Here is a 16395-nt window from a genome sequence, read left to right as displayed (position 1 = left end):
CTTTGACAGGGCGATGGCAAGAGGCGATTTAGCGTCGCCCCCCGCGCGGGGGCGTGGATTGAAACTTCTTGCCTATAAAAGATGCGGCAGGCAATCTCTGGTCGCCCCCCGCGCGGGGGCGTGGATTGAAACACCGATGCGTTGCTCCGCCTTAGAGGCAAGCGCTTGTCGCCCCCCGCGCGGGGGCGTGGATTGAAACAGTGCCATTGGCATCGCGGCTCGAAAAGGCATTGGTCGCCCCCCGCGCGGGGGCGTGGATTGAAACATCGACGAGGACTTGCAGCTTCACCCCGCAAGAGGTCGCCCCCCGCGCGGGGGCGTGGATTGAAACCACATGATTTGCTACCTGCCCCCAGTCCTGCGGGTCGCCCCCCGCGCGGGGGCGTGGATTGAAACTTCCCACAGCACAGCGGTACCCGCCAGCATGGCGTCGCCCCCCGCGCGGGGGCGTGGATTGAAACCTACGGGACAGGGCTCAACGGTCTCCGGCTCCTGGTCGCCCCCCGCGCGGGGGCGTGGATTGAAACGGTGACACTGCGCCAGTTAGAGTACATGGCGAGCGTCGCCCCCCGCGCGGGGGCGTGGATTGAAACGGCGGCGAGTGGTTGCTCATAGCATCTGTAGGTGGTCGCCCCCCGCGCGGGGGCGTGGATTGAAACGGCCATTGCTCGCAACTCACCCTTGGTGACACCGTCGCCCCCCGCGCGGGGGCGTGGATTGAAACGTGATAATCGACCCCGGGCACGCCCCCGGAAGCGGTCGCCCCCCGCGCGGGGGCGTGGATTGAAACCCCAAACGGCTGCCGATACTTAAACCCTGTGATGGTCGCCCCCCGCGCGGGGGCGTGGATTGAAACCCCATACTTAAATCGCGATTGCGGCGCTGTGATAGTCGCCCCCCGCGCGGGGGCGTGGATTGAAACCTGCGCACCGGCAGCGAGCCCACGGCGCTGGTCGGTCGCCCCCCGCGCGGGGGCGTGGATTGAAACTGACTGTGGAGCTTGAAGACCTGCAGCAGCGGAGTCGCCCCCCGCGCGGGGGCGTGGATTGAAACGATGGAAACTATCACAGTCCCCACTAAGACAATGTCGCCCCCCGCGCGGGGGCGTGGATTGAAACTCCCTTGACTCTTGCGGTATACTCTACTCACTAAGTCGCCCCCCGCGCGGGGGCGTGGATTGAAACACGGCAACGCCGATGTTTACGGCAACGCCGAGATTGTCGCCCCCCGCGCGGGGGCGTGGATTGAAACGTCAGGGTAAGTAGCGAGCAGGAAGTCCCGGTACGTCGCCCCCCGCGCGGGGGCGTGGATTGAAACCCACTTTTCCATGCGATAATGTGCATATTTACTAGTCGCCCCCCGCGCGGGGGCGTGGATTGAAACCACGTGCGCGATGAGGTTAACTCCCGGATGGTCTGTCGCCCCCCGCGCGGGGGCGTGGATTGAAACCCGGTGACCTTCGCAAAGTATGAGCCACTAGCAAGGTCGCCCCCCGCGCGGGGGCGTGGATTGAAACTCCTTGGTTGTCGCGCATTGCGTCCACGGCATCGGTCGCCCCCCGCGCGGGGGCGTGGATTGAAACATAACGCCCCTAAACCACAGCCGGTCTAAATCTGGTCGCCCCCCGCGCGGGGGCGTGGATTAAAGATGACTTTATTGGTGTTAAAGAAGAAAGCAAAGGAGGGGCGTAATTATGTTGCTCATCAATGAACATGATGTAGTCAGGTTGAAAAATGGCCGCAGGGGAACCGTTGTGCACATATATTCGATGCGCCAAGGCTTGCCGCAGGCGTATGTAGTAGAGTTGTCCCCGGGAGATGGGGATTTGGTCACCGTTTTGTATGACGATGTCGTAGCAGTAGTGTGGAGAGTGGGAGACCCCATTAATGGGTACGAGGAGTGAGCTTTTGCTAGGTAATTTGTCCGAATTCGAGGACAAGACGGACCAATGTGCTTCCAGGCGGCCGACGTAGTGGACCCAAAGTAAATCATGTCAGCAGGGGCTACACAAATGAGAAGGTGCTTCTATAATTAACCCAGTTTCATCCCCTTGCATAGGATTAAACTTATAGTGAAACAAATCACCCACCCCTACGTATTAACACTTAATGAATGGAGATTGACGATTGTCAGTGGCAATACGGGGCTGCCGCCATGGCGTAACAGTAGGAGAATCTTTTGGAGGTGTGACGGTGGAGCCGGTAATTGAAATGAAGCAGCTGATGATGAGTTATGGTTCGCAGGCGGTCCTAAGGGGGGTGAATCTCAAGGTCTACCCCGGGCAGATTATCGGGTACATCGGGGCTAATGGCGCGGGCAAAAGTACCACCGTTAAGATTGTGCTTGGCTTGATCGAGCAGTACTACGGCGAGGTGACGATATTTGGGCGTGACATTAGAGCGGGGGTGGAGTACAAAGGGAGAATCGGCTATGTACCTGAAGCGGGTGATGTCTACGACTGCCTGTCTGGGCAGGAGTATCTAACCTTTGTCGGCGACTTGTACGGAGTGGCACCGGAGGTTGTGGCGAGGCGCGCGGCTAGGCTAACGCATCTTCTTGGGCTTGCCGACAGCTACCGTGCGCGTATCTCTACTTACTCTAAAGGCATGCGCCAAAAGTTGCTGATTATAGCTAGTTTGATACATAACCCAGACATTCTCTTCTGGGATGAGCCGATTTCCGGCCTAGATGCCAACAGCGTGATGATCGTTAAGGAAGTCATGGCTGGTTTGGCGCGCCAGGGCAAGACCATCTTCTATTCTTCGCACATCATGGAGGTGGTAGAGAAGCTTAGCGACCGTATCGTTTTGTTGCATAACGGAGTGATTGCGGCCGATGGGCCGATCGCGGAACTTAGAGGGGCCGGCGTTGACAAATCGCTCCACGATATCTTCAACAAACTTACTGGCTTCAGGGGACATAAAGAAGTGGCAGACGAAATCATTTCTCTCTTGGTGACATAGGATGAGCGAGTATACGTCGCTAAAGATGCTTGACTTCTTCGCCGCGATTTTTACGCGGCTTGGGGTAAACTACAAAGTTATGCGCCGCATCGTGCAGGTGAAGCTCGCCCTAGACGGACGCAATGTTAACGTGCTGACCGGGGGTGCTCCACCACCGGAGGGGCAGGAGCACAGCAGTTTCGTTAAATCCATGTGGATCTATGCGTTCGTTGGTCTTGCTCCCGCCTTAGCTATGCTCTCTCAGGGCTCTTTGTTTGCCGTTATGACCCTCTACTTTGGGATAGTGCTGTTCATCTTGCTGACTTCCTTAGTGTCTAATTTTTCTGGGTTGCTGCTCGAAGTGCGAGACAGAACCATTTTGTCCACAAAACCGGTAACATCGCGAACTATTAGCGCCGCTAAACTTGCGCACATTGCCATCCACCTGACCATACTCTGTACGGCGCTGGCCGGGCCTGGTCTGGCGCTCGGAGCGTATAGGTTTGGTTTCGCCTTTTTTGGAGTCATGGTAGTCTCGCTCGTTTTACTGTGTATGCTGGCAGTATGCGTCACATCGCTCCTCTATATTGCTGTCCTCAGGTATTTTGACGGCGAGAAGCTTAAAGACATTATCATTATGTTTCAAATTTTCCTGATGATTACAATGAACTTGGGCTTTCAGTTGTTTAATCGTACGATTGGGCTACGTGGCCTCGCCATCTACCTCGAGCCGGCTTGGTGGCAGATTTTTGTGCCTCCTGCCTACTTTGCGGGTCTAATTAGCTTTGTGGTCGGAGCGTCGCGTAGTAGGCCTTACATTCTCTCATCGCTCTTAGGTTTTGCTGTGCCCGTACTGGCCATGTGGCTACACATCAGCGTTATCTCGCCGCATATTGAAAAATACCTAGCGAAGCTCGAAAGTTCTGGGTCTACCGCGCGCTACCGCGAGACAACACTCACCTTACTAATCCAGAGAGTTACGCGCCTTATCGCGCCCGAGCGTATAGAGGGTGCCTTTATTCGTTTTGCACACGCGATGCTCACCAAGGAGCGCGCGCTAAAATTTCAGCTCTACCCGCAATTTGCCTTTGGCGTGGCCTTGCCCTTTATTGCCGGGCTCTTGCCCACGCTCGGAAATGAAATGTCATGGGGCGCCCTGTCGGACGCTCTGCGGGGTGGGGTTAATGTCTTGTTCATCTATGCGTTTCTTGTTGCGCCAGTCAGCATGGTTAGGTTCATAGACTACAGCGAGAGCTACCGTGCCTCCTGGGTGTACAAGGCCCTGCCGCTAAAAAATCCTGGCCGCGCCATGCGAGGAGCGATGCAGGGGTACTTGCTTAGTTACTTGGCTTTGCCGGTGCTTGTCCTCATAGTGGTTACTTTAGCGCTCTTGGGCGTAGAGAGCGGCAAGCATCTGGTTATCATACTGACTAGCTCGCTCTTAGTCATGCTCCTGGGTGCATGTCTAGGTAAAAAACGCATGCCATTTTCGGCAGCGCTTGGTCAGGTCGTCGGTGGCGACATGGTGGAGAGCTTGGCCCGTGTTATTTTTCTGGGTGTGCTAGCCTTTATACATTGGCGTCTTTTCTCTAGTAACATATTCCTCTTGGGCTACTTTGTCGTCTTGATGCTCGCAGTTGTTATCGTGTGGAGAACCGCCTTTAACTTTACCTGGGAGGCTCTCAGGGAGGCAGAGAGTCCGCCTACAGAAGCGCCACTTGTTAGTCGCTAGCAGCGACTAAGGATTGCGTGCGTGGATTTTGTTCCACGCCTTAAGATAAAAGGCCGACTCAAAGGCGTGCCAAGGATAGCAACGATGCTCTGCGGTTATGGTCTGGTGCACGTTTTTCATGTAGCTTACCGCCCGTACATCGTCGTTCATCAGAGCGGCCATGTAGGCCAGTACCGTCCAAGGAAAGCGGTCATCAAACCGACCGCTGGTCCAGTCGGGGTAGTTGGCGTTAAGATTGGCATAGAGGTGCGAGGCGCGTTCAGAGTTTGGCGGAATGACGCCAAACACCACCGGGTATAGCTGCGCTACGGTGTCTGGGTACCATCGCTGCCTCTGCTGGCGTACCCAAAACGGGCCCATTATCGCCCAGGCATAGCTTTGGTCGGCCTCGTTCCACATGCGCTTTTCCATGCCCCGCGCTACCCTAGTCGCGGCATGGCCATAGCGCGCACTAAAGTCCGTGCGCCCGAGGTGTTGCATGAGCTTCTCGGCGTCTCGTAGACCACGGTAGTTTTCCGCGTTGTCCATGAGAAACTTAACATAGTAGCGGGGTTTAGCCCACATCAGGCCGTCCCTGTCTTGCAGCCTGATGAGCACCTCGGCTACATCCACGATAGCTTGAATGTTGTCGATCGCAAAACTTGCATCGAGAGTGACCTCGGTGTAGTTTAGCACGAGGCTAAGAAAAGTGGCAGCATAACTGTCGGCGGAGTCATAGCTGTAGGTATGCTGCCATGCGCCGTCTGTTTTGCTCCAGTCATACATAGTGCCGGTGAAGTTGTACTTGTCTGGGCGATTTAGGTGGGCGATGTACCATGCCATGTATTTGCGCACGGGCTCATGTCCCCGCGGGTCACTGAGCAGCGCCATCGCCGCCATATTAGAAAAGTAGGGGATGCTGTGCAGGCGTTCAGGTGTTTGGGCAATTATCCCATTATCATCCTGCAAGCTCAAGAGGTAGAGGAGTTCGTCTTCAGAGATTTGAACTAAGCTTGCGAGTAGGCTTTCATCTCGGGCGAAGAGGGCTATCTCAGGTTTCTTCCACCCCTTTGCGCTTACAGGAGCAGGCAATGCAGGTGTGGCTGTGTAAAGATCTGTGCTCTGCGCAAGCACAAAGTCCTTGCTCGAATAAAGTTGACTGGGTTCAAGCCGAGTCGATAAAAAGAGCAAGACAAAAATTAGCACTATGACGAGCCAGCGCACATCTCCACCCCCTTAGGTGAATGATACAATAATTCTCACCTTTCGGTCGATGGGTGATTGTGGCATACGCTGACTAAAACAAATAGAGTCATCCCCTTTGTCGGAGGCGCGATTTCAACCACCAAACCAAACTCCTTGTTCCTCTCTTTCATACTCTGTGTACTCTGTGGTTAATAAACGTTCCTTCTCCTCTCTTGCTTCTCGCCTCCTGCTTCTTGCTTCTAATTCAAAAACCGTCCCCGTTGTCGCAGCTCGAGGAGGACGATGGCCTGGTACATCAGGGCGGCGGCGACGCACAAGATAAGAACGCTGGTCATGACGAGGCTCATGTTGAGGACTTGCCCCCCGTAGACCGCGAGGTAGCCAAGGCCAGCGCGGGAGACCAAGAACTCGCCCGCGATGACCCCGACCCAGGAGAGCCCCACATTAACTTTAAGGGCCGACATAATAGTTGGAAAACTACCGGGGAGGATGACCAGGCGAAAGGACTGCCATTTTGTGGCCCCAAAGGAATGTACAAGTTTTAGCTTGAGGGGGTCTATATTGGCGAAGCCGCTGTGTACGACAATAACCGTTGTCACCAGCGAAATGGCGAGGGCAATGGCGATTATGGTGAGGTAGCCCGTACCTAGCCACACAATAAAGAGGGGGCCAAGGGCTATTTTGGGTAAGCTGTTGATGACGATAAGAAAGGGTTGCGCGGTAAGGTATAAAGTGGGGAACCACCACAGTAGGGCAGCGATAAAGGTGCCGATAACTGTGCCGCCTACAAAACCGACCATAGTCACGAGGCTGGTGATGGCGATATGGCGGTAGAGGCTTCCGTCAGCATGCAAGAGAAGAATAGTGCTCCACACGCGGGAGGGGCTGCTTACGAGGAAGGAGTCTAGCCAACCTAGCTGTGTAGCTACCTCCCACAGGGCGAAGAAACCCACTAGTAGACCCACTTGGACTAGCCGTATACAGAGTTTTGTGAAGCGAAGTCTCTTAAGAAAGGCTGCGTGTTCTGTCGACACTTAGCTCCATCTCCTCCCATATGCGGCTAAAGTACCAGCGAAAATCTGGAGACTGACGCTTGGCCATGGGGCTTTGCCCCTCTTGCGCTAGATCAATCTGCAGTTCAAGTTTTATTTTTCCTGGGCGCTTGGTGAAGACGATGATACGGTCACACATGGCAATGGCCTCGGGTATGTCATGCGTGACCAAGATGCAGGTGACGCCTTGGCCCCGTAGAATGGACCAGACATCATCCTGCAGCGTTAGTCGCGAAGTGTAATCAAGAGCAGAAAAGGGCTCATCTAAGAGACAAATGGCGGGGTTTGTGGCTAGTGTGCGCACGAGGGCCACTCTTTGCCGCATGCCTCCTGACAGTTGACGTGGGTAGAGGTGGGCGAAGTCGGCAAGACCATATTCCCTGAGGAGGGAAAGAGTACGCTCACGACTCTCTGGTGTCAGGCGACCCATAATTTCAAGGCCTAGCAGCGCATTTCCCTCCACGGTTCGCCAATCTAGTAGGCAGTCTTGTTGTAGCATGTAGGCGGCTTTGCCTTCCTTGGGGCCAGTGACTTTCTGCCCGCACACCCTTGCCTCGCCATAGGTTGGCGTAATGAGCCCCGAGACTATAGATAGCAGGGTGGACTTGCCAGAGCCGCTTGGTCCCACGATGCCAAGAAACTCTCCTGCCTTGACCGTTAAGGAAATGTCCTCTAAAGCTGGGGTTTCGCCGCTTTCTGCCAAGTACTTAAGGGCCACGTTTTTTAGGGCCACCACACAGTCCACGTCCATCCCTCCTACTATCAAGTACTTTCGGGCAGTACTACCTGCGTGCCCGCATGGCCCTCTCGGCAAAGGTATTGTTGACCACTTGGGTGAAAGGCACCTTGGTGTCGAGCTCCCCTGCCTCAATCATGATGTTTTGTAGATGATCAACCGCTTCGCTCTGGACAAGGGGACTTGCTGCCCAAATGTCAAGCGCTTGGTAGCGGGCGATAATGGCCGTCATCTGTTCTAGGGTCATTTCGGGGAAGGAGGGGGCAATGGCTCGCGCCACAACTTCAGCCTCGTTCTCGGCAACGTAGCGCTGCGCCCGATAAATCGCCCGCGTAAATTGTTCGAGGACGGCAGGGTTCTCTTTAATAAAGCTCTGTGTAGCGTGAAAAACAGTGTAGGGCAGCTTGCCACTGTACTCGCCTAGCGCCGTTACAATGTTGCCTGTGCCTGCGGCAATGAGGGTGCTGGCGGTGGGTTCCCATAGCTGTACAAAGTCCCCGGTACCTTCTCTAAAGGCAGCGGCGGTGGCCCCTAGACCAATATTTTGGATGATCGTTACATCTACCTGAGGGGTAATATTGTGCCGGCGCAAAATGTGTTCGAGCACCATTTGCGGTACCCCGCCTCGGCGACCGCCAATAATGGTTTTGCCACGCACATCTTCCCAGGTGAAATCCGGGTCGGCATTGCGCCCAACCAAGAAGGACCCGTCGCGCTGAGTCAGCTGCGCGAAGGCCACGATGGGGTTAGCCGCCCCTTGCTTAAAGGTGTAGATGGCAGCTTCCGTGCCAAAGAGGGCGATATGAGCACTGCCAGAGAGCAGAGCTGCCGCCCCACGGTCAGCACCTCCGGCGACCTCAAGGCGCACGTTAAGGCCTTCGTCCATAAAGAAACCTTTGTGGAGAGCTACGTATTGTGGCGCAAAGAAGATGGAGTGAATGACCTCTGAGAGCACAATGTCTCTCACCTCTACACGTCTTTGGCAGGCCACGAGGGCCAGACTACCGAGTAACATAGTGCACAGCGCGAACACCGCAAGCAAACGCCTTGACATAGGCTACCTCCCTCTAGATGTGATGTCACAGTTTATGCAAGTAGGGCAGAGGGCGTGACTCATAGCATTTTCCACAAGACCTTGTCAAAGCGTCGTGTATACATTATCCTTGATGCTAAGGAGTACTTAGAAGGAGTGAACAGCGATGAAAGTTCGTGTTATGGACACTACCCTGCGCGACGGTCACCAGTGCCTGATGGCAACGCGTTTGAAGACGGAAGATATGCTGCCCCTTTGCGAAGACCTTAACAAAGTAGGTTTTCATTCCCTTGAGGTATGGGGGGGAGCCACTTTTGACAGCGCCCTGCGCTTTCTTAACGAAGACCCGTGGGAGCGCCTGCGCGCTCTGCGCCGCGCCATGCCCGATTCCAAGCTACAAATGCTGCTCAGGGGGCAAAATGTACTAGGTTACAGGCACTATGCCGACGATGTAGTGCGCGAATTTGTGCGCCTTAGCTTGAAGAACGGCATCGATATTATTCGGGTTTTTGATGCCTTAAATGACATGCGCAATATTGAAACGTCTATCAAGGCCATTAAAGAGTATGGCGGTCACGCGCAAGGTGCGGTCGTCTACACGGTCAGCCCCTTGCATACCATCGAGCACTTTGTCGATACAGCTAGAACCATGGTAGAGATGGGAGTAGACTCTCTCTGCATTAAAGATATGGCGGGCATATTGTCGCCTCATGTGGCCTTTGAGCTTGTCAGCCGGTTAAAGAAAGAGTTTCCCTTGCCCCTAGAGATACATTCGCACTACAGTAGCGGCATGGCCTCCATGGCCTATCTTAAAGCTATAGAAGCAGGGGTCGACATCATCGACACGGCCCTGTCTCCACTGGCTCTCGGCACTAGTCAGCCCTGTACGGAGTCCATGGTAGCGGCGCTGCAGGGCACGCCCTACGAACTGGGATTAGACATGGGGATCTTGGCTAAAATTAGTCAAGAGCTAAAAGAGCGCAAAGACAAATACGCCGAGGGCAAAAATATTTACCACGGCGTGGATATTCATGTACTCTCGTCGCAAATTCCTGGTGGCATGATGAGTAATTTTGTCTCGCAGCTAGGGGCAGATGTCGACAAACTACCGCAAGTGATTGAAGAAGTGCCGCGTGTGCGTGCCGACCTCGGCTTTCCTCCGCTAGTCACGCCAAGTAGTCAGATTGTCGGTTCCCAGGCGGTGCTAAATGTATTGGCGGGTGGGCGCTACAAGATGGTCTCCAATGAAGTGAAGAACTATCTCGCCGGGCAGTACGGCCGTGCCCCAGGCCATATAGATAAAGATTTTCGTAAATCGATCATTGGTGACACGCCCGTTTTAGAGTGCCGTCCGGCCGATTTGCTTGCGCCGGAGCTGCCCGCGGCACGCAAAGAAGTCGCTACCTACCTCGAGCAAGAAGAAGACGTGCTTTCTTATGTCTTGTTCCCCCAAGTCGCTCTTAAGTTCCTTAAGGAGCGGCAAGCAGCGAAGTATGGCGTTGACTTTAACTTGGCGGATAAGGCTGCTGAGGAAGGGTACCCGACTTAGATTGAGTTAGGAGGTGTGGCGTGGAAGTTATCTATGGACTACTGGTCCTTGGGGTGGCGTTTTTTGCCTGGCGCTACTTTAGCCCTGCCGATGTGCGACTAAGCAGGCGCTTTCTCGCCAGATACCTCAAAGATAAGGCCGGGCGGGGGCCAAGCAAGATCAATATAGAGCGGTTACCTGTAGCCGTTGCCCCGCAGCAGGTTGAAGAGCAGGTATACTTCGCTGTATCCGCCTTCTTTCCCGATGGCACAGCAGAGCAGGTTCTAGCCCAAGTTTTTTATCCGCTGGAGTCACTCTTGGCCGAGAGGCAAAAGCGCCACAAGGCTAGTGAGGGCGACAACCAGAACCCCATGCAGGCCAGCGGGGGGGTGGAGTATGACCAAGCTGTGCCAGAGCAAGCCAGACGCCTTAAAGATGATCCGTTGTCTGATTTAAGGGAAGAGGCTAGGATCCTAGAACAAAAAAACGCCCGCCAAGCTGAAGAAATTAAGCAACTTCGCGCCCTAAACAGCCATTCGGCGCTTTTTCCGAGGCTCTTAGCGCACGATGCCGCGCAGAATATTACTTTGCTCTCCTCCGTCGGCACAGTGCGGCTAGACAAAGCGTTACAAGGCCATGACGAAGCGCACAAAGAAGAAATGCTCAGGAGTTTACTGGTCTCCTTAGCGCAGTTTCACGCCTCATCGGGCAGTTTAACGCCAGAGCTGTTTGCGCCAGCCAGGCTTACCCCCGCACTGATGCGCTCGCAGATAGCAGCTACTTTTGCCGGGTTAATGACGGCCGGGGTGCCTTTGGCCGATAGCGAGCTCCTTCGTTTGACGCAGTCAGCGGAGCCGATTTGCCTGCTTGGGGATATCCCAGCCGGACCGAAATTGGCGGAGGCTTCACCGCGGGCCTTCTTTGCCTCGGCTGCTTTAGACAGTAAGTACTCTCCCGTTGACTTTGGCCGGGTGCGGCAAGATGTATCCCTGCTTGATGTGGTGGAATTACTGTGTGACCCCGCCACCGGCCTTACACCCTCTGCGGAGCGCGCGCTGATGAAAGACTACTTGGGGGCGCGAGCAGATTTTCTAGGCGACGAAGAGCGTAAGCTACAAGAACAAACACTTTGGAAACTATCTGTATACTACCGCCTACTGCTGTGCGGCTACTTAAGCACGCAATTCTTAGCTAAGAGGCGAGACGGTAGCCAGGAGACGGCCCGCTTACTTGTGCCCTACTGGACCAAGGAGGCCTTGCGGCCCTGCCTTAGCGCGCTCAATAGCTACTTGGCAGAGATACCAGAACTTGCGGAGCTACAAAAACTTCTGGCCCCTAAATTGGCAGCGTTGCCCATAGACTAGCTCTGAGATAGTAGCTTAGAAAAATACCCGAAGACAGGCAAACTTAGTTTAGCGCGGAGGTCAAGATGATAGACCAAGGTAAGATAGAGGTCGCAATGCGGATGATTCTCGAGGCCATTGGTGAGAACCCAGACCGTGAGGGTCTGAAGGACACACCGAGGCGCGTAGCCAAAATGTATGCGGAAGTTTTCTCTGGTCTACATCGTGACCCGAGCGAATTCCTGCAGACTTTTTTTTATGAGGAAAAGCATGATGAGATGGTCATTGTGAAGGACATCAGTCTCTACTCCATGTGTGAGCATCATTTGCTGCCGTTTTATGGCAAGGCGCATGTGGCCTATATTCCTAATCCGGCGCGCATCACTGGCCTGAGCAAGCTGGCACGCGTCGTCGATACACTGTCGCGCCGTCCCCAATTGCAGGAGCGTCTGACGACACAGATTGCCGATACCATTATGAAGACGCTCAAGCCGCAAGGAGTCATGGTAGTTATCGAGGCCGAGCACCTGTGCATGACCATTCGCGGGGTCAACAAACCTGGCTCGCTGACTGTTACCTCGGCGGTACGGGGCATTTTCCGTTCTAATCACTTGACCCGCACCGAAGCTTTTTCTTTAATCAAGGGCCGGTAAAGCATGGAGCGCGTGCGGCGACTCATCGCCGACCCCGACTACCAGCTTTGCCTAGCAGAAAACACCCAGCGAGAAGCGCTACGACCTTACTGCCGCCACGATTTTAACCACCTGCTCGATGTCGCGCGGATTGCCTGGATTTTGTGTTTAGAGCGGGGCTTAGCCTTTGGACAGGCTATTGTTTACGCGGCGGCCCTGCTCCATGATATTGGTCGCTTTATGCAGTATGACGACCCGTCTATCGACCATGCTGTGGCTAGTCGCGATTTAGCGTGCCCCTTACTTGCTAGGCATGGCTACAGTGTGGAGGAAATCGCCCTTATAGGAGAGGCCATCCTAAGTCACCGTCTGCCCCCCGCGGAGGTCTTGCACCCTTTAGGGCAATTACTGGCCGAGGCGGATGACCTGTCAAGACTTTGCTCACACTGTGCGGCTCATGAGCAGTGCTACAAGTATGAGCGTATGGTAACCAAGCACGGGGTGCAGTATTAATTCAGCACGGAGGTATTATGGCGATACTAAATATTAAAGGCCGCGCCTACGATTTAACGTCACGCACCCTGGTGATGGGGATACTGAATGTTACGCCAGACTCTTTTTCGGACGGCGGACGCTTTCTGCGTTTAGACGAGGCCGTAGAGCAGGGCCTGCGCCTTAAGGACGAGGGGGCCGACATTATCGATGTGGGGGGCGAATCAACGCGCCCCGGGGCGAGCGTAGTCGCCGCCGCAGAAGAAATGGCGCGCGTCTTGCCCATTATTCAGGCCCTGTCTGCAGCTACAGACATACCTATTTCTATTGATACCTACAAGCCCGAAGTAGCCAAGGCGGCACTAGAGGCGGGCGCCACGATGCTTAATGATGTCTGGGGCGGACGCCGCGAGCGGGCTATGCTCGAGCTTGCCGCAGAGTGGGGGGTGCCCATTTGCCTGATGCATAACCGCCACGAAGCGCTTTATGGCGATCTCATGGCAGAAGTTGCCGCTGACCTAGGGGCCTCTGTGGCCTTAGCCCTCGCAGCCGGCGTACGCAGCGAAAACATCATCTTAGACCCAGGCATCGGTTTTGGCAAGACGGCAGAGCACAATCTCTTATTGATGAGAGAGCTCTCTGAAATTGTCGCCCTAGGCTACCCTGTACTTCTTGGTACCTCACGCAAAGCATTTATTGGCAAGGTCTTAGACCTGCCCGTGAACGACCGCCTGGAAGGTACTGCGGCCACTGTCGCCTATGGCATTACCCGCGGTGCACGTATGGTGCGGGTGCATGATGTGGCCAGTATGGTTCGGGTAGCGCGCATGACAGATGCTCTACTTAGGGGGGGACTAGCACATGAGGGATAGCATACGACTTGAGAATATGCAGTTTTTCGGCTACCACGGCGTGTTTCCGGCAGAGAACACCCTCGGGCAGCGTTTTGCGGTCAGCCTAACCATGACGACAGATATCCGCGCGGCGGCAGCAAGCGATGACCTGGCGCTCTCTCTTAACTATGCGGCAGTATATAGTGCCGTTAAAGCCATTATGGAGGGGCCCGCAGTGCGGCTCCTCGAAACGCTCGCTGAACGCATCGCGGCGCAGGTACTCGACCTAGGAGCCCTCAGCGTGCGAGTTACGGTAAAGAAACTCCATCCACCCCTTTCCGGGGTGCTCGACTTTGTGGCCGTTGACATAGAGCGGGGGCAGAGCTAGTGGCCCGCGTATTTCTTGGCTTAGGCGGCAACCTAGGCGATAGGCAGGGTGAATTAGACGCCGCCATCCATCGCCTCGCGCAAAATGAGGCCATCAAGGTAGTAGCCGTGGCCAAGTACATAGAGACTGAACCTGTGGGTGTAGTAGAGCAAGGTTTATTCTTAAATACAGTAGTTGAAGTAAGTACAAGCCTAGCTCCTCTAGCGCTCCTCGCGGTGGTAGAGGACATTATGCGGCAAGCGAAGCGTGTGCGCACCCTGCGCTTTGGGCCGCGCACACTAGATATCGATATCTTGCTCTACGATGATCTGGTGTTGGCTTCGCCCACCCTAACCATTCCTCACCCTCGCCTCAGGGAGAGGGAATTTGTCTTGGCTCCCTTGGTGGAAGTAGCACCGGACCTACTTGTACCGCCTGACTTTGTTCCGGCGCGCGTTCTCCTCGCCATTTTGCGCGGAGAGGAAGTAAGTTCATGCTCCTTGTAATCGATAACTACGATTCTTTTACCTACAACTTGGTGCAGTACTTCGGTGAGCTAGGTGCTGATGTTCATGTTTACCGCAATCGGAGTATAACTTGCGCCGAGGTGGCCGCCTTAAAGCCTAGCAGCATTGTCATCTCACCTGGGCCCTGTACCCCTCTCGAAGCCGGAGTGTCTTTAGACATTGTACGCCATTTCGCGGGGGTGGTGCCCATCTTAGGCGTCTGCTTGGGCCATCAATGCCTTGGGCAGGTGTATGGCGCCAAAGTAGTGCGTGCCGCGCGCCTTATGCATGGCAAGACTTCCCCTGTGCATCACTTAGGGCAAGGTGTCTTTCGCGGCTTGCCTACGCCTTTCGCCGCCACGCGGTATCATTCGCTCTTAGTGGAGAGGGAGACCTTGCCTTCTTGTCTTGAAATTACCGCAGAGACGGCAGAGGGCGAAATTATGGGGATGCGACACCGCGAAATTCCCTGCCTTGAAGGGGTTCAGTTTCATCCAGAGGCTATTTTGACAGAACACGGCAAAGATATTTTGGCTAACTTTTTGGGTTATGCCCTGCCTGACAGGGAGGAGATCAAGTGAGGCCAGTTAAACCCTGGTGCGAGGAAGTAGACTTAGCGAGTGATCTTGAAAAAGTATTCGCCGTTCTTAAGGACGACCCTCATCCCTTCTGGCTAGATAGCAGCCGCCCCGGCGGTAGTCTGGGCAGGTGGTCTTTTATGGGTAGCCAGCCATTTTTGGTGCTAAAGACGTATGGAGAACGTGTCGTCATAATCGAGAATGACCGCAGAGAAGAGTTTACGGCAGATCCGTTCACGGTATTGCGCCAGCAACTATCTCGCTTTAGTCTAGAGCGCGGTAACTTGCCCATGCCCTTTCTCGGCGGGGCGGTAGGTTTCTTCTCCTACGATCTCGGCAGAATGGTCGAGTCTCTCCCTCATCAAACCGCCAACGATCTGGATGTACCAGATATTTATCTCTGCTTCTACGCGTCTATTTTGGCTATAGACCATGTCGCCAATCGAGCCTACCTCGTCGCCTCCGGCTTGCCCGGGGCAGGGGAGGAGGGACGTAAGCAAGCGATAACCGCTATGGCACAGTTGCGTGAACGTCTACTCAATGCTGAGGTGTCGCTCGTCGACCCTTGGCAGGAGCAAAATATTAATGCCGGCGATATTAGGGCGCACTTTACGCGGCAGTCCTATGGTGATTGTATACTGCGCATTAAGGAGTATATTGCCGCCGGCGATATCTACCAAGCCAATATGACGCAGCGTTTTATGGCCCCCCTCGCTATGCCCCCTTACGAGCTTTACCGTCGTCTGCGTCAGGTAAACCCGGCCCCCTTTGCCGCCTACATGGACTGTGGCGAAGGGCTTCGGCTTCTCTCCTCGTCACCGGAGCGCTTTTTGCGCGTCGCCGAAGGAGTAGTCGAGGCTCGTCCCATCAAGGGGACCCGGCCGCGGGGTAAGACACCGGAAGAAGATCGCGCCCATAAGCAAGAGCTTCTAAACAGTAGCAAAGACCGAGCCGAATTGGTGATGATCGTCGACTTAGAGCGAAATGACCTAGGCCGCGTCTGTGCCTATGGCTCCGTGCATGTGCCAGAGCTTTTGGTGCTCGAGGAATACGCCACCGTCTTTCACCTTGTGTCAACCGTGCGTGGCGAGCTTGCCCCGGGCAAGGATGTAGTAGACCTCCTTAAGGCTACCTTCCCCGGGGGGTCGATTACGGGCGCTCCTAAGATTCGGGCCATGGAGATTATTGAGGAACTAGAGCCCGTGCGGCGGGGCATCTACACCGGTTCTCTAGGGTACATCGGTTTTGACGGCAGAGCCGACCTAAACATCGTCATCCGCACCATGGTCAGTAAGAATGACACCGTCTTTCTTCAAGTAGGCGGCGGCATCGTGGCGGACTCAGACCCCGGGCTAGAATATGAGGAGACCTTGCACAAAGCCAAGGCCCTCTTCCGCAGTCTAGGGGTGACCTCTTTTCCCGCGGGGAGGGGGTAG

General features: G+C 54.9%; 16 protein-coding genes and 1 CRISPR repeat array. Of the genes, 12 read left to right on the top strand and 4 right to left on the bottom strand.

Annotated features, from left to right (window positions below):
- Positions 1-33: 33 nt before the first annotated feature.
- Positions 34-1648: a CRISPR direct-repeat array (repeat unit 32 nt; unit sequence GTCGCCCCCCGCGCGGGGGCGTGGATTGAAAC).
- 45 nt (positions 1649-1693) lie between these two features.
- The 3 genes from KGZ92_06635 to KGZ92_06625 all read left to right on the top strand — a co-directional run bounded on the left by KGZ92_06635 (position 1694) and on the right by KGZ92_06625 (position 4674).
- Positions 1694-1903: a DUF4926 domain-containing protein gene (locus KGZ92_06635; GenBank protein MBS3888960.1), complete on the top strand. Its 210-nt coding sequence runs from the start codon at positions 1694-1696 to the stop codon at positions 1901-1903.
- A gap of 307 nt (positions 1904-2210) precedes the next feature.
- Positions 2211-2963 carry an ABC transporter ATP-binding protein gene (locus tag KGZ92_06630; GenBank protein MBS3888959.1) on the top strand — a complete coding sequence of 251 codons (753 nt, stop codon included), beginning with the start codon at positions 2211-2213 and terminating at the stop codon, positions 2961-2963.
- Position 2964: 1 nt separating this feature from the next.
- A complete protein-coding gene (locus KGZ92_06625; protein ID MBS3888958.1) occupies positions 2965-4674 on the top strand; it encodes a hypothetical protein in 1710 nt (569 codons plus the stop codon).
- A 6-nt stretch (positions 4675-4680) separates the two neighbouring features.
- Here KGZ92_06625 and KGZ92_06620 read toward each other — a convergent pair whose 3' ends face one another.
- The 4 genes from KGZ92_06620 to KGZ92_06605 form a co-directional block, all read right to left on the bottom strand.
- The gene (locus KGZ92_06620; GenBank protein MBS3888957.1) at positions 4681-5877 is read right to left on the bottom strand and encodes a hypothetical protein; all 1197 of its coding nucleotides are present in this window, start codon (positions 5875-5877) and stop codon (positions 4681-4683) included.
- A gap of 221 nt (positions 5878-6098) precedes the next feature.
- Positions 6099-6893: an ABC transporter permease gene (locus KGZ92_06615; protein MBS3888956.1), complete on the bottom strand. Its 795-nt coding sequence runs from the start codon at positions 6891-6893 to the stop codon at positions 6099-6101.
- Positions 6865-7662: an ABC transporter ATP-binding protein gene (locus KGZ92_06610; GenBank protein ID MBS3888955.1), complete on the bottom strand. Its 798-nt coding sequence runs from the start codon at positions 7660-7662 to the stop codon at positions 6865-6867. Before KGZ92_06610 ends, KGZ92_06615 begins: the two co-directional genes overlap by 29 nt.
- 31 nt (positions 7663-7693) lie before the next feature.
- Positions 7694-8701: an ABC transporter substrate-binding protein gene (locus KGZ92_06605; protein ID MBS3888954.1), complete on the bottom strand. Its 1008-nt coding sequence runs from the start codon at positions 8699-8701 to the stop codon at positions 7694-7696.
- Between the two features lie 145 nt (positions 8702-8846).
- Here KGZ92_06605 and KGZ92_06600 point away from each other — a divergent pair, with 145 nt between their 5' ends.
- From KGZ92_06600 to pabB, 9 genes are all read left to right on the top strand, one after another.
- Positions 8847-10229, top strand: coding sequence for a pyruvate carboxylase subunit B (locus KGZ92_06600; protein ID MBS3888953.1), 1383 nt, complete (start codon positions 8847-8849; stop codon positions 10227-10229).
- Positions 10230-10249: 20 nt separating this feature from the next.
- On the top strand, positions 10250-11572 hold the full coding sequence (locus KGZ92_06595) for a hypothetical protein (GenBank protein MBS3888952.1): 1323 nt from the start codon (positions 10250-10252) through the stop codon (positions 11570-11572).
- Between the two features lie 65 nt (positions 11573-11637).
- Entirely contained in the window at positions 11638-12204 is a 567-nt protein-coding gene (gene folE / locus KGZ92_06590) for a GTP cyclohydrolase I FolE (protein MBS3888951.1), read from the top strand.
- A 3-nt stretch (positions 12205-12207) separates the two neighbouring features.
- Positions 12208-12696: an HD domain-containing protein gene (locus KGZ92_06585; protein MBS3888950.1), complete on the top strand. Its 489-nt coding sequence runs from the start codon at positions 12208-12210 to the stop codon at positions 12694-12696.
- Between the two features lie 17 nt (positions 12697-12713).
- Entirely contained in the window at positions 12714-13547 is an 834-nt protein-coding gene (folP, locus tag KGZ92_06580) for a dihydropteroate synthase (protein ID MBS3888949.1), read from the top strand.
- Positions 13537-13896: a dihydroneopterin aldolase gene (gene folB, locus KGZ92_06575; GenBank protein MBS3888948.1), complete on the top strand. Its 360-nt coding sequence runs from the start codon at positions 13537-13539 to the stop codon at positions 13894-13896. The genes folP and folB overlap by 11 nt, the downstream gene beginning before the upstream one ends.
- The gene (folK, locus tag KGZ92_06570; GenBank protein ID MBS3888947.1) at positions 13896-14381 is read left to right on the top strand and encodes a 2-amino-4-hydroxy-6-hydroxymethyldihydropteridine diphosphokinase; all 486 of its coding nucleotides are present in this window, start codon (positions 13896-13898) and stop codon (positions 14379-14381) included. Before folB ends, folK begins: the two co-directional genes overlap by 1 nt.
- Positions 14369-14962: an aminodeoxychorismate/anthranilate synthase component II gene (locus KGZ92_06565; GenBank protein MBS3888946.1), complete on the top strand. Its 594-nt coding sequence runs from the start codon at positions 14369-14371 to the stop codon at positions 14960-14962. Before folK ends, KGZ92_06565 begins: the two co-directional genes overlap by 13 nt.
- A complete protein-coding gene (gene pabB, locus KGZ92_06560) occupies positions 14959-16395 on the top strand; it encodes an aminodeoxychorismate synthase component I (GenBank protein ID MBS3888945.1) in 1437 nt (478 codons plus the stop codon). The genes KGZ92_06565 and pabB overlap by 4 nt, the downstream gene beginning before the upstream one ends.

It is taken from the genome of Bacillota bacterium, assembly GCA_018333655.1.
Classification (GTDB): domain Bacteria; phylum Bacillota; class UBA994; order UBA994; family UBA994; genus BS524.
The sequence above is the reverse complement of the archived record's forward strand: the minus strand, read 5'-3'. Positions and strand labels throughout refer to the sequence as shown.

Coding starts and splice junctions, on each gene's coding strand:
- KGZ92_06635 (MBS3888960.1), top strand. CDS start 1,694: ATGTTGCTCATCAATGAACATGATGTAGTCAGGTTGAAAAATGGCCGC.
- KGZ92_06630 (MBS3888959.1), top strand. CDS start 2,211: ATGAAGCAGCTGATGATGAGTTATGGTTCGCAGGCGGTCCTAAGGGGG.
- KGZ92_06625 (MBS3888958.1), top strand. CDS start 2,965: ATGAGCGAGTATACGTCGCTAAAGATGCTTGACTTCTTCGCCGCGATT.
- KGZ92_06610 (MBS3888955.1), bottom strand. CDS start 7,662: ATGGACGTGGACTGTGTGGTGGCCCTAAAAAACGTGGCCCTTAAGTAC.
- KGZ92_06605 (MBS3888954.1), bottom strand. CDS start 8,701: ATGTCAAGGCGTTTGCTTGCGGTGTTCGCGCTGTGCACTATGTTACTC.
- KGZ92_06600 (MBS3888953.1), top strand. CDS start 8,847: ATGAAAGTTCGTGTTATGGACACTACCCTGCGCGACGGTCACCAGTGC.
- folE (MBS3888951.1), top strand. CDS start 11,638: ATGATAGACCAAGGTAAGATAGAGGTCGCAATGCGGATGATTCTCGAG.
- KGZ92_06585 (MBS3888950.1), top strand. CDS start 12,208: ATGGAGCGCGTGCGGCGACTCATCGCCGACCCCGACTACCAGCTTTGC.
- folP (MBS3888949.1), top strand. CDS start 12,714: ATGGCGATACTAAATATTAAAGGCCGCGCCTACGATTTAACGTCACGC.
- folB (MBS3888948.1), top strand. CDS start 13,537: ATGAGGGATAGCATACGACTTGAGAATATGCAGTTTTTCGGCTACCAC.
- KGZ92_06565 (MBS3888946.1), top strand. CDS start 14,369: ATGCTCCTTGTAATCGATAACTACGATTCTTTTACCTACAACTTGGTG.